Source organism: Streptomyces ambofaciens ATCC 23877 (genome assembly GCF_001267885.1).
GTDB classification, from domain to species: Bacteria; Actinomycetota; Actinomycetes; order Streptomycetales; family Streptomycetaceae; genus Streptomyces; species Streptomyces ambofaciens.
The window spans coordinates 7,563,606-7,576,682 of the sequence record NZ_CP012382.1 but is presented as its reverse complement, the minus strand read 5'-3'; the positions used below and the strand labels follow the sequence as shown (position 1 = coordinate 7,576,682).

9 protein-coding genes are annotated in these 13,077 nt (G+C 72.0%); 8 read left to right on the top strand and 1 reads right to left on the bottom strand.

Features of this window, described 5'->3' with window-relative positions; all coding sequences use genetic code 11:
- Positions 1–143: 143 nt before the first annotated feature.
- The gene (locus SAM23877_RS33370; protein ID WP_053141325.1) at positions 144–383 is read right to left on the bottom strand and encodes a DUF5302 domain-containing protein; all 240 of its coding nucleotides are present in this window, start codon (positions 381–383) and stop codon (positions 144–146) included.
- A gap of 716 nt (positions 384–1,099) precedes the next feature.
- Between SAM23877_RS33370 and SAM23877_RS33365 the strand changes: the two genes are divergently transcribed.
- From SAM23877_RS33365 to SAM23877_RS33330, 8 genes are all read left to right on the top strand, one after another.
- A complete protein-coding gene (locus tag SAM23877_RS33365) occupies positions 1,100–1,525 on the top strand; it encodes a PGPGW domain-containing protein (protein ID WP_053141323.1) in 426 nt (141 codons plus the stop codon).
- 257 nt (positions 1,526–1,782) lie between these two features.
- Positions 1,783–2,742 (top strand): alpha/beta hydrolase family protein, encoded by a 960-nt coding sequence (locus SAM23877_RS33360; RefSeq protein WP_053141322.1) that lies wholly within the window; start codon positions 1,783–1,785, stop codon positions 2,740–2,742.
- 147 nt (positions 2,743–2,889) lie between these two features.
- Positions 2,890–4,308, top strand: coding sequence for a DEAD/DEAH box helicase (locus tag SAM23877_RS33355; protein WP_079030581.1), 1,419 nt, complete (start codon positions 2,890–2,892; stop codon positions 4,306–4,308).
- Between the two features lie 233 nt (positions 4,309–4,541).
- Positions 4,542–7,547 carry a 3-keto-alpha-glucoside-1,2-lyase-like domain-containing protein gene (locus SAM23877_RS33350; protein ID WP_053141319.1) on the top strand — a complete coding sequence of 1,002 codons (3,006 nt, stop codon included), beginning with the start codon at positions 4,542–4,544 and terminating at the stop codon, positions 7,545–7,547.
- Between the two features lie 133 nt (positions 7,548–7,680).
- Positions 7,681–8,511, top strand: coding sequence for an ammonia-dependent NAD(+) synthetase (gene nadE, locus SAM23877_RS33345; RefSeq protein ID WP_053141317.1), 831 nt, complete (start codon positions 7,681–7,683; stop codon positions 8,509–8,511).
- Positions 8,512–8,732: 221 nt separating this feature from the next.
- A complete protein-coding gene (locus tag SAM23877_RS33340; RefSeq protein WP_053141315.1) occupies positions 8,733–9,578 on the top strand; it encodes an MIP/aquaporin family protein in 846 nt (281 codons plus the stop codon).
- A gap of 24 nt (positions 9,579–9,602) precedes the next feature.
- The gene (gene glpK / locus SAM23877_RS33335; protein WP_053141313.1) at positions 9,603–11,120 is read left to right on the top strand and encodes a glycerol kinase GlpK; all 1,518 of its coding nucleotides are present in this window, start codon (positions 9,603–9,605) and stop codon (positions 11,118–11,120) included.
- 185 nt (positions 11,121–11,305) lie between these two features.
- Entirely contained in the window at positions 11,306–13,024 is a 1,719-nt protein-coding gene (locus SAM23877_RS33330; protein WP_053141311.1) for a SpoIIE family protein phosphatase, read from the top strand.
- Positions 13,025–13,077: the final 53 nt, after the last annotated feature.

The window sequence follows — 13,077 nt, the reverse complement described above, 5'->3', positions numbered from 1 at the left end:
ACGGCTCGGCACCGGTACCGGGTGCCGCCGTGAACACGTCGGCCTCGTCGAGCCTCCTGGTCACCCGGGCCGGGACGGCGCGCCGCGGGTGAGGTCCGGCGGATCGGACGCGTCACGCCGACCGCCGGACGGACGTGCCGGACTCAGCCACCGCTCTTCCGTCGGAAGGACCGCTGGCTGGAAGCCGGACCGTGTGCGCCGCGGATCTTCGAGGAGTCCACGTTCGTGGCACGCCCCGCCTCCTCCGCCTGCTTGCGCTTGCGCGCCAGGGCCTCCCGGAACTTGCCCTTCAGGTCGTACTGACCCTCCTCGTCGGGCGCCAGGGCGGGGCTCTCGGCCTCGGCCGACTCCGAACCTGCTTGCGTTGAGTCGTCTGCAGCCATGGTGACCTCCTGGGTTCGGACAACAGGAGCACAGCTTGTCATGCCGACGACCGTCCGAGGAACGAATATCGGACGCCCGGCCGTCTCCCGCGCACGGCGGCGGGTGGACCGCCGGTGGCCGCACCGCCCGACGGCGCCTTCCGGCAGATCCCGCACCGACTCCGGCGACGGGCACCTCCCCGCCGGCCTCGGTGGCGCTCGGCGCAGGCCGCGCTGCCGCGACCGGGTCGTGCTCGGCGACCTGGCGCCGCCCGAACCGCCCAGCCGCCTCACGGTGTTCGCCGTCCGGAAGGTGACGGAGCCGTCCTCCGCCGTGACGTGCACGCCGAGCCCGTTCGCCGTGACGTCCGCTGCGGAGGCACCAGGATCTCGCCCTCGCCGTCCGCGCAGGCCCCGGCGTCTCCGCCGTCCGCGGCCCTGGGCAACGGCCCCGAGGAGGCGGACCCGGGCGCCGTCGGGGCTTCGGTGGGCTTCCGGTCCCCCGTCCGCCTCGCCGCCGCACCCGGCTACGGCCGGCCACTGCCCGGCGGCCACCACTACGGCGCCCTCCCTCCCCCCCTGCCTTGCCCCTTCTCCTGCGGCGGCCCCGTCCCTGCGCTTCCCGCGCCGGGCGCCCACCGCGGTCCGCGTGGAATCGCCCGCTTTCCGATGCCTGCCTAAGGTGGGGCAGGCCGACGGAACCGTGATTCTTGCGGATTGCAGGAAGGTGGCGCGAGATGGGGCGCAGTGTCGATTCGATCCGGCGGGCCGCCCTGGGCTCCCTGGGCGCCGTGCTCGTGGTGGTCGGCATCGCCCTGCTGGTGCTGCCCGGGCCGGGGTTGCTGCTGGTGTTCGCCGGGGTGGTGCTGCTGGCGCGCGCCGTCCCGGCCCTGGACCGGTTCGTCGCCCCCGTGCGCCGACAGGCGATGCGTGCGGCCGAGGAGAGCGTCTCCTCGCGCTGGCGTGTGACCGGCTCCGTGCTGGTGGGACTGTGCCTCGTCGGCGCGGGCCTGGCGTGGGGCCTCCTTCCCTGGTTGCCGTTCTCCGGATGGGGCACCGGCGCGAGTCTGATCATCTCCGGCTTCGTCCTGTTCGGCCTGCTCCTCTGGAGCCACCGCCGCGTCCAGGCGGCCCGCCAGGGCGCCCCGTCGCCGGCGGAGTGACGGAGGGGGGTCACAACGGAGCGGGGTCACAACGGAGCGGGAGTCACGGCGGAGCGGGAGTCACGGCGAGGGTGCCGACCGGCCGTGCGGGGCCGGGCGCCGGTCACCGTTGACTAAGCGGGACAGCGTTCCGTATATTAACCGGGACAGCGTTCCGGTTCTTTCGTGTCGGCCGGCGCGGTCCTTCCCGAGCACCCTTCCCCTTCGCCGTCGGCCATTTCGGACCGGCCGACGCGTCCATCGAACGGACGTACGCCATGAGTACATCGATCTCCGCGGCCGGCAACGGCGCCCCGCCCTCGCCCGTCCTCTCGGTCAGTCCGGTCGTGCTGCCCTCCCCCGGCCGGGCGGTGGACCTCGAGGTACGGGTCTCCGCACCCGTGACCGGCGGCGAGCTGCCGATCATCCTGCTCTCGCACGGCCAGGGCCCCTCGAACCACCTGTCCTCGCTGAACGGCTACGCCCCCCTCGCCCACTACTGGGCGGCACACGGCTTCGTCGTGATCCAGCCCACGCACCTGAGCTCCCGGACCCTGGATCTGCACCCCGGCACCCCCGGCGCGCCTCTCCACTGGCGCTCACGGGCCGAGGACATGACCCGCGTCCTCGACCGACTGGACGCGCTGGAGGCCGCCGTCCCCCAGCTCCGTGGGCGGCTGGACGGCAGCAGGGTCGCCGTGGCCGGTCACTCGATGGGCGGACACACCGCGAGCCTGCTGCTGGGTGCCCGCCTCACCGACCCGGACGACGGAACGGAGGCGGACCTGAGCGACCCCCGGATCACGGCGGGTGTCCTGCTCGCCGCTCCCGGCCGCGGCGGCGACGCCCTGAGCGAGTACGCCGCACAGAACCTGCCCTTCCTGCGCACCACCGACTTCTCCCGGATGACGACACCCACCCTCGTGGTCGCCGGCGACCAGGACGCCTCCGCGCACCTGACGGTCCGCGGACCGCAGTGGCACACCGATCCGTACATCCTCTCCCCCGGCCCCAAGACCCTGCTCACCCTCTTCGGCGCGGAGCACGGCCTGGGCGGGGTCGCCGGTTACGACGTCGCCGAGACCACCGACGAGAGCCCCGGCCGGGTGGCCGCCGTGCAGCGCCTCACCTGGGCCTATCTGCGCGGCGAGTTCCACCCCGGGGACCCCGCCTGGAAGGAGGCGTGCGACGAGCTGACGGCGGGAGCCGAACCGCTGGGACGGATCGAGTCCAAGTAGGCCACCGGCGGCCGGCGGTCCGCGCGGGCCGTCGGCCGCCGGGAGCCCGCTGGTAAACTGGGGCCCACGCTTTGAGGCGCCCGGGTCCGTACCGAGGGGTACGGACCCGGTCGCGTTCCGGGCGCCTGATCAGGAAGGTCGTCCCCCATGAACGCGAAGCCGTCCGCCCGAGAAGCCTCCCGGGGCGGCACGTCCCAGCGGGCGGCAGCCGCCCAGGACCGGCTCCAGCCGCCCGGGCCCGCCCCCGCGGACGCGCCGCCGGTCGCGTCGTTCGACTCCCTCGGACTGCCGCCGGCCCTGCTGAAGGCGATGACCGGCCTCGGAGTGACCCGCCCCTTCCCGATCCAGGCGGCCACCCTGCCCGACGCGCTCGCGGGCCGCGACGTCCTCGGCCGCGCGCGGACCGGCTCCGGCAAGACCCTGGCCTTCGGGCTCGCCCTGCTCGCCAGGACCGCGGGGCGGCGGGCCGACGCGAAGCGGCCCCTCGCCCTGGTCCTGGTGTCGACGCGGGAACTCGCCCAGCAGGTGAGCGAGGCGCTGGCGCCGTACGCGCGGACGATGGACCTGCGGCTCGCCACGGTGGTCGGTGGGCTCTCGATCAACCGCCAGGCGGAACAGCTGCGGAACGGCGCGGAAGTGGTCGTCGCGACACCGGGGCGCCTGGCCGACCTGGTGTCCCGCCGGGACTGCCACCTCGACCGCGTGCGCATCACCGTGCTGGACGAGGCGGACCAGATGTGTGACATGGGATTCCTGCCACAGGTCACGGGCATCCTGGACCAGGTACCGGGCGACGGGCAGCGGCTGCTGTTCTCGGCCACCCTCGACGGCGACGTCGACCAGCTGGTGCGCAGTCACCTGCACGACCCGGTCCTCGCGTCGGTCGACCCGGTCTCCGGCTCGGTCGCCACGATGGAGCACCACGTACTGACCGTTCATCCGGCCGACAAGCACGCCGTCGCGACCGAGATCGCCGCGCGCGACGGCCGGGTGCTGATGTTCCTGGACACCAAGGCCGGGGTCGACCGGTTCCTCCGTCACCTCCGGGCCGGCGGCGTGCGGGCCGCCGCCCTGCACAGCGGCAAGTCGCAGCCGCAACGCACCCACACGCTCGCCCAGTTCGTGGACGGCGGGGTCACCGTGCTGGTGGCGACCAACGTCGCGGCGCGGGGCATCCACGTCGACGCGCTCGACCTCGTCGTCAACGTGGACCCGCCGGCCGACGCCAAGGACTACCTGCACCGCGGCGGGCGCACCGCACGCGCCGGGCAGTCCGGACGCGTGGTCACCCTGGTCACTCCCGACCAGCGGCGCGACGTGAACCGGATGATGTCGGAGGCCGGAATCCGGCCGACGATCACCCCGGTGCGCTCCGGCGAACAGAGACTGACCGACATCACCGGCGCGAAGCGCCCGCCGACCGCACCGAAGTCCAGCGGCGGCAACGCTCCCTTCCGCGGCCTCGGCACCCGGCCGGGACGCCCGGCCAAGGAGTCGCGCAAGACCTCCGAGGCCCGCAAGGCCGCGGAGGCCCGGGCAGCGGCCCGGGTCCGCAAGGGCCGCTGACCGGCGAGCCGGACCCCGCCCCTCGCCACCCCCTCCCGGGGGTGGATGCCGGCGTGCCGGCGTGCCCGCAGGCGTGCGCGACGCCCGGGGGCGCCGAGAACTTTGAACACATCGATGACAAAGTATGGACATGTCAAGCAGAAGTCTCCTACCTTGGCGGCGGAACTGAAGCCACTCCGCTCGAGACCGGAGCGATGTCCGGCACGGTCCGGTCCCCACGCCACGGAGGACCAATGCCCCAACGCCTGTTCTCGCGTGCTCGAAGAAACCTCACCCTCCTGCTGACGTCGGCCGTCGCGACCGGCGGCGTCCTGGCCGCCCCGGCGTCCGCCGCTCCGGACGACATCCCGCCGCAGGAGCCCGGTGTCACGCTGCGCGTGTTCGACGTCCAGACGCCCCTGAACGAGCTGTGCACCCTCAAGGCGGGCCAGACCCCCAACCACGACGAACTGATGCCGACGGTCGACTGGTCCACCACCGAGGACTTCGGCGGCATCGCGGACAACTTCGTCTCGCAGGCCTCCGGTTACCTGGTCGCACCGCGCGACGGCACCTACGTGTTCCGTCTCACCAGCGACGACGGCTCACGGCTGACCCTCGACCAGGCCACGGTGATCGACCACGACGGACTGCACGGCGCGGAGCCGAAGGACGGCGCGGTCGACCTCACCGCAGGCACGCACCCGCTGCGCATCGACCACTTCGACCGCGGCGGAGGACAGCAACTCCAGCTGTCCTGGAAACCGCCGGGCGAGAGCGAGTTCAGCGTCGTACCCCGCGAGGCGCTGAGCACCGACGCCGGAGTCGTCCGGGTGACGGCGCCCGGCCGCAAGGAGTGCGAGGCCGGACGGGACACCCCGGGCGACGGGCTGCCGCTGACGTCGGTACGCCCGGACCTCACCCTCACCGACCTGCGCCCCGACGGGTTCGAGCCGCAGGTCAGCGGCATGGACTGGCTGCCCGACGGACGCCTCGCGATCAGCACGTGGGGCGGCACCGACAACGTTGCCGGAGAGGTGTACCTGCTCGACAACGTCACCGGAGCGACCAGCCGGGACAAGGTCACCGTCAAGAAGGTGGCGAGCGGGCTGCGCGAGCCCATGGGCATCAAGTACGTCGACGGTTCGCTGTACGTCTCGCAGAAGCACGAACTGACCCGGCTGGTGGACGGGAACGGCGACGACGTGGCCGACGAACTGCGCACGGTCGCCACCTGGCCCTACGGCGGCAACTTCCACGAGTTCGCGTTCGGCCTGCTCTACCGCGACGGCTACTTCTACGTGAACCTCTCCGTCGCCATCGACCTCGGCGGCGCCACCACCACTCCGCAGCCCGCGCCCGGCCGCGGGACGACGTACAAGATCAGCAAGAAGACCGGGAAGATCAGTCCGGTGGCGGGCGGACTGCGCACGCCCAACGGCATCGGCTGGGGTCCGGACGGCGACATCTTCGCCACCGACAACCAGGGCGGGTGGCTGCCCGCCTCCAAGCTCGTCCAGGTCGAGCAGGACCGCTTCTTCAACCACTACACCGAGCCCGCCGGCCCCTTCGAGGACTCCCCCGTCACGAAGCCGGTGCTGTGGCTGCCGCAGAACGAGATCGGCAACTCACCCTCCACGCCGCTCCTCGTGAAGAAGGGGACGTTCGCGGGTCAGATGCTCATCGGCGACGTCACCTACGGTGGCCTGCAACGCGCCTACCTGGAGAAGGTCAAGGGCCAGTACCAGGGCGCCGTCTTCCGCTACACCCAGGGCCTGGAGGCCGGCGTCAACCGGATCAGCGTCGGCCCCGACGGGGCGATCTACGCCGGCGGTCTGGGCGCCGACGGAAACTGGGGCCAGGAGGGCAAGCTCAAGTTCGGCCTGCAGAAGCTCACGCCCAACGGCGGCGACACCTTCGACATCCAGAGGATGCGGGCCGTACCGGGCGGTTTCGACCTGACGTACACCCAGCCGGTGTCCGCCGAGACCGCCGCGGAACTGGCCGCCCGCTACGAGGCCGAACAGTGGCGCTACACCCCGACCGCCGACTACGGCGGCCCGAAGATCGCCGAGGAGCAGTTGTCCGTGCGCTCCGCGACGCTCTCCCGGGACGCCCGGACCGTCCGGCTGCGGCTGGACGGCCTCAAGCCGGACCGCGTGGTGCACGTGCGCTCCCCGCGCCCCTTCTCCTCCGCGTCCGGTGAGTCCCTGTGGAGCACCGAGGCCTGGTACACGCTGAACGCGATGCCCGGCAAGCAGCCGCCCGCCGCCACCCTCTACGAGGCCGAGGAGGCAGGTCTGACGGGCACGGCCGGTATCGGCACCGACCACGTCGGCTACTCCGGCAGCGGCTTCGTCGACCAGTACGCCACCGAGGGCAAGGCCGCCACCACGTTCGACGTGACGGTCCCGAGGTCGGGCACCTACGACGTCAACCTGCGCTACTCCAACGGCCCGAACCCGTTCGAGGGCACCAAGTCCCTGTCCCTGTACGCCAACGGGAAGAAGGTGCGCCAGACACACCTCGCCTCCACCGGTGACTGGGACACCTGGTCCACGCGGACCGAGCGCCTGCGGCTGCGTGCCGGCCACAACACGGTCTCCTACCGGTACGACGCGGGCGACGCCGGCCACGTCAACCTCGACCTGATCACCGTGCACCCGCACGGCGCCCGCGTCGCCCTCTTCGACGGCACGGCCGCCTCGCAGGAGCAGTGGCAGCACACGGACGGGCGGCGCACCGCGTGGCCCCTGTCCGAGGAGCGGTCGATGGAGGTCTGCTGCGGCGACCTCCGCACCAAGGACGCCTACCGGGACTTCGCGCTCCACGTGGAGTTCCGCGTCCCGCTGCTGCCCCCGGACGTGACCGGGCAGGACCGCGGCAACAGCGGCATCTTCCTCCAGGACCGCTACGAGCTGCAGATCCTCGACTCCTACGGGGACACCTCACCGGCCACCAACGAGGCCGGCGCCTTCTACCAGAAGAAGGCACCCGACATCAACGCGGCCGCGGCCCCGGAGACGTGGCAGACGTACGACATCGTCTTCCGCGCGGCCCGCTACGACGAGGACGGCGCCAAGACCGCCGACGCCCGGGTGACGGTGGTCTGGAACGGCAAGAAGGTCCACGACGACATCGCCCTCGACGGCCCCACCGCGTCGGGCCGGGCCGAGACGCCGGCCGCCGGGGCGATCCGCCTGCAGGACCACGGGAACAAGGTCCGGTTCCGCAACATCCGGATCGAGCCGCTGGACTGACCGCCGCCGTGCGGGGTGGCTCCCGACCGCCACCCCGCACGCACCGCTCCTCATCACCGGCCGCCCCGTATCCTCCCGGCGCCTCTGGGTAGGGTGAGTGGGAAATCCCCCGTGAGTCGAACAAGGAGCGGAATTGAGCGAGCCGGCGTCCGTCGCCCTGCAACTGGAGATCGCCCGGGAACTGGAGGTCGCCGAGACCTTCGACGCCGAACGGGAGATCGAGCGCCGGGTGGCCTTCCTGACCGAGCGCCTGACCTCCACCGGTCTGCGCGCCCTCGTGCTCGGCATCAGCGGCGGGGTCGACTCGACCGTCGCGGGCCGTCTGTGCCAGCTGGCCGTCGAACGGGCCCGGGCCGAGGGACACGAGGCGCGCTTCTACGCGATGCGCCTGCCCAACGGCGTCCAGGCCGACGAGCACGACGCCCAGCTCGCGCTCTCCTTCATCAAGGCCGACCACGTGCTGACCGTGGACATCAAGCCCGCGAGCGACGCCACCCTCGAAGCCCTGCTCGCCGCCGACGTCGCCTTCCGCGACGCCCACCACCAGGACTTCGTGCACGGCAACGTCAAGGCCAGGCAGCGCATGATCGCCCAGTACGCCGTGGCCGGCGCGCACAACGGCCTCGTCGTCGGCACCGACCACGCCGCCGAGGCGGTCTCCGGCTTCTTCACCAAGTTCGGCGACGGCGCCGCCGACGTCGTACCGCTGACCGGCCTCACCAAGCGCCGCGTGCGCGCCGTCGGGGACGCGCTGGGCGCGCCCGCCGAACTGGTGCGGAAGGTCCCGACGGCCGACCTGGAGACCCTGGACCCCGGCAAGGCCGACGAGGACGCGCTCGGCGTCACCTACGACCAGATCGACGACTTCCTCGAGGGCAAGCCGGTCGACGAGCAGGCCTTCGAGAAGATCGTCAGCCGTTACCGGCTGACCGACCACAAGCGCAAGCTGCCCATCGGGCCGTGAGGCCCCGGCCCGGCGGGCCGAGGGCGTGACCAGCGGGGAGAACGGCGAACGACGCTTCGCCGTTCTCCCCGCTCGCATGTCCGGACGCCCCCGGCCGAGGGCGAGGACCGTACAGGCGGACGGTCGCGCAATTGGTGCGACATGTCGCTTATCGCCCTAATCTGTCGACTGGAAGGCTCGGACAGTCGACGGCCGGTTCAGCCGGCGGAAGGTGAGCTTCCATGGCTGAACGACTCAAGCGGTCCGGCTTGCTCGGTGAACTGTCGGCCGAATTCGCCGGCACGATGATCCTCATCCTGTTCGGCTGCGGCGTGGTGGCCCAAGTGGCCGCGGGCGGCGCCCTGACGGACCCGGAGGGCGGACTCGGCGACCACGACAGCATCGCCTGGGCCTGGGGTCTCGGTGTGACGCTCGGCGTCTACGTGGCCGCACGGCTCAGTGGAGCCCACCTCAATCCCGCGGTGACCGTCGCCCTCGCCACGTTCAAGGGCTTCCCCTGGCGCAAGGTGGCTCCGTACGCCCTGGCACAGACGGCCGGCGCCTTCGTGGCCGCTCTGCTCGTCCGCTGGAACTACACGGAGGCACTGGCGAAGGCCGACCCCGGCCACACCATCAAGACGCAGACCGTGTTCTCGACGCTCCCCTCCAACGGGAACACCGCGCTCCCGGTCCACGAATGGGGAGCCTTCCGCGACCAGGTCATCGGCACCGCCATCCTGCTGCTGCTGATCCTGGCCATCACCGACCTGCTCAACACACCCCCGGGCGCGAACCTGGCCCCCTTCGTCATCGGCCTGGTGGTGGTCGCCATCGGCATGGCCTGGGGCACCAACGCGGGCTACGCCATCAACCCGGCCCGCGACTTCGGCCCCCGGCTGGCCAGCTTCCTGACCGGATACGGGGGAGCCTGGCGGGACCAGTACGGGAACCTCTACTTCTGGGTGCCGATCGTCGGCCCGCTGATCGGCGGCGTACTCGGGGCGGGTCTGTACAAGGTCTTCGTCGGCCGGTTCCTGCCGACCGCGGAGCCGGAACCGACGGGGCGCGTACCGGCGCCCGAGGACTGACACCGGCCGGAGAGGCGACACACCATGGCGGACTTCATCGGCGCGGTGGACCAGGGGACCACCAGCACCCGATTCATGATCTTCGACCACGGCGGCAACGAGGTGGCGAAGCACCAGCTGGAGCATGCCCAGATCCTCCCCCGCTCCGGGTGGGTGGAGCACGACCCCGTGGAGATCTGGGAGCGCACCAACTCGGTGATGCAGAACGCGCTGCGCCACAGCGGGCTGTCGGGCACCGACCTGGCGGCCATCGGCATCACCAACCAGCGGGAGACCACCGTGGTCTGGGACCCCCGCACCGGCCGTCCCTACTACAACGCGATCGTGTGGCAGGACACCCGCACCGACGCCATCGCGGCGCACCTCGAACGCTCCGGGCGCGGAGACGTCATCCGCCGCAAGGCCGGACTGCCGCCGGCGACCTACTTCTCGGCCGGCAAGATCCAGTGGATCCTCGAGAACGTCGACGGCGTCCGCGAGGCGGCGGAGCGGGGCCACGCCGTCTTCGGCAACACGGACTCCTGGGTCCTGTGGAACCTGACCGGCGGTCCCGAAGGCGGCATCCACGCCACCGACGTGACCAACGCCAGCCGCACCATGCTGATGAACCTGGAGACGCTCGACTGGGACGACGAACTGCTCGGCTTCTTCGACATCCCCCGGGCCATGCTGCCCGCCATCCACCCGTCCTCGCACCGGGAGGCGTACGGCGTGGCCCGGACCTCCCGGCCGCTGCGCGCCGCCGTCCCCATCTGCGGCGTCCTCGGCGACCAGCACGCCGCCACCGTCGGACAGGTCTGCTTCGCGCCCGGCGAGGCCAAGAACACCTACGGCACCGGCAACTTCCTGCTGCTCAACACCGGCACGGAACTGGTCCGCTCCCAGCACGGCCTCCTCACCACCGTGGCCTACCAGTTCGGCGACAGCCCGGTGGTCTACGCGCTGGAGGGCTCGATCGCGGTGACCGGGTCCGCCGTGCAGTGGCTGCGCGACCAGATGAAGATCATCAAGACCGCGGCCGAGAGCGAGGAGCTCGCCCGGACCGTCGACGACAACGGCGGCATGTACTTCGTCCCCGCCTTCTCGGGCCTGTTCGCCCCCTACTGGCGCTCCGACGCCCGGGGAGCGATCGTCGGCCTCGCCCGCTACAACGACAACGCGCATCTGGCACGGGCGACGCTGGAGGCGATCTGCTACCAGAGCCGCGACGTCGTCGAGGCCATGGAGCAGGACTCCGGGGTCCACCTCGACGTGCTCCGGGTCGACGGGGGCGTGACCTCCAACGACCTGTGCATGCAGATCCAGGCCGATGTCCTCGGTGTCCCGGTCAGCCGACCCGTCGTCGCGGAGACCACCGCGCTCGGCGCGGCGTACGCCGCGGGGCTGGCCACGGGGTTCTGGCGGGACACGGAGGAGCTGCGCAGCCACTGGCACGAGTCCAGGCGCTGGGAGCCGCAGTGGACCGAGGACCGGCGCGCGGAGGGCTACGACGGGTGGAAGAGGGCGGTGCAGCGCACACTCGACTGGGTCCAGGTCCCGTGATGCCCGGCCCGGCGTCAACCGGACGCCGGGCGTCGTCTTCCCACTCCTCTCGCGCCCCCGGAGGTGCGATGATCTGAGCGTCGGCGCTCGCCCTTCGGAGCGCGCGACGAAGGCCGGGCGCGGAGGACCTCCTGTGGTTCGTTCCTCGGTGGACCGTCCTTCCGGCAGACGGTGAGGAGAGCCCAGTGTTCGGTCCGGACGAGAACGGTGGCGCCGGAGAACAGGCCGCGGGGAGGCCGCGGGAACTCGACAGGATGCTGAGCGCCCTGGGCGGTGGCGCCTACGTCGTGGACGAGCAGGGGCGCATCGTCGCGGTCAACGCCCCCGCCGAACGGTCACTGGGCCGTCCCGCCGGTGAACTCGTCGGCTGCGACGCGCACGACCTGCTGCACCGCAGCGCTCACGGTGAGCCGGTGCCCAGGGCTCAGTGCGGCATGCGGCAGGCGTTCCTCTCCGGACACACGGCTCAGGGCGAGCTGGACTGGTTCCTGCGGGGGGACGGCACCCTGATGCCCGTCGCGTGGCTGATCACCCCCTGCCGGATCGACGAGGCCCAGACCGGAACGCTCGTCGTCTTCCACACGCCGACCCTCCACGACGTCTCCGCCGCCGAACACGTCAAGGGCGCCGGGCAGCTGACGGAGCTGGACCGACTGGCCCTGCTGGCCGAGACGACCACCCAGCTGACCTCCACCCTCTCCGTCGACGAGGCCATGCGCCGACTCGTGGCCCTGGTGCTGCCCCGGCTGGCCGACTGGGCGGTGATCGACCAGATCACCGAACGCGACGAGGTGTGGCGCACCGCCGTGGTGCACGCGCAGGAGGGGACCCTGGTCCACCGGACGGACCTCGAAGGCCCCATGGCCCCGGTGCCCGAGGCGTCCACGATGCCGTTGTCCCGGGCTCTGCGGGGGGTCGCCTCGACGGTGACCGACCCTCGCACGTACGAGCGGTCCCCGGATTCCGGTATCGCCGTGGAACAGCGCCGCCTGTTCGAGTCCACGGGGATACAGTCCGCCGCCATCGCCCCGATCCGGGGCCTGCGCCAGGTGCTGGGCGCGCTGACCCTGGGCCGTGACGCGGGTTCGCGGGACTTCACGGCGGCCGATCTCACGCTGCTCGAGGACATCACGCGACGCGCGGGCCTGGCCCTCGACAACGCCCGCCTCTACGAGAGACAGCGCAAGGTGGCCGAGACCATGCAGCGCTACCTGCTGCCCCAACTGCCGCGCGTGCCGGGGTTGCAGATGACGGCCAGATACCTGCCCGCACCCGACGCCTCCCATGTCGGCGGCGACTGGTACGACGTCTTTCCGCTGAGTGACGGCGGCACCGCGCTGGCCGTCGGAGACGTCGTCGGACACGACCTCGAGGCCGCGGCCGGCATGGCCCAGATCCGCAACATCCTCCGTGCCTACGCCTGGGCCCACGAGGGGCCGCCCAGCGAGATCGTGCAACGCGTCGACCAGGCGATCCTGCGCATCACCGATGTGCCCATGGCGACCATGACGTTCGCGCGGATGACGGCCCGCGACGACGGTCAATGGGCACTGACCTGGTCGAACGCCGGACATCCGCCGCCCTTGCTGATCACCGCGGAGGGACTGGCCCGCTATCTGACAGGCGGTCACGGCCTGCTGCTCGGCACCGGGACCGAGCAGCCCCGCCCCGACGCGTCGGCACTGCTGCCCGCCGGGTCCACGCTCGTGCTGTACACGGACGGACTCGTCGAGTCCCCGGGGCACTCCATCGACCAGGGGCTGGAACAACTGCGGCGCCACGCGGCGGTTCTGGCCCGCCGGCCGATGGAGTCGTTCACCGACGAGCTGCTCCGGAGGGTGCGGCCCGCCGAGAACGACGACGACGTAGCCCTGCTGGCCTTGCGGCTGGGTGCCCCGGGCTGACCGCCGCGGGGCCCGGGGCGCTCCCGTCGGTTCACCCGCGGCGGAGGGCTGCG

Coding starts and splice junctions, on each gene's coding strand:
- SAM23877_RS33370 (WP_053141325.1), bottom strand. CDS start 383: ATGGCTGCAGACGACTCAACGCAAGCAGGTTCGGAGTCGGCCGAGGCC.
- SAM23877_RS33365 (WP_053141323.1), top strand. CDS start 1,100: ATGGGGCGCAGTGTCGATTCGATCCGGCGGGCCGCCCTGGGCTCCCTG.
- SAM23877_RS33360 (WP_053141322.1), top strand. CDS start 1,783: ATGAGTACATCGATCTCCGCGGCCGGCAACGGCGCCCCGCCCTCGCCC.
- SAM23877_RS33355 (WP_079030581.1), top strand. CDS start 2,890: ATGAACGCGAAGCCGTCCGCCCGAGAAGCCTCCCGGGGCGGCACGTCC.
- SAM23877_RS33350 (WP_053141319.1), top strand. CDS start 4,542: ATGCCCCAACGCCTGTTCTCGCGTGCTCGAAGAAACCTCACCCTCCTG.
- SAM23877_RS33340 (WP_053141315.1), top strand. CDS start 8,733: ATGGCTGAACGACTCAAGCGGTCCGGCTTGCTCGGTGAACTGTCGGCC.
- glpK (WP_053141313.1), top strand. CDS start 9,603: ATGGCGGACTTCATCGGCGCGGTGGACCAGGGGACCACCAGCACCCGA.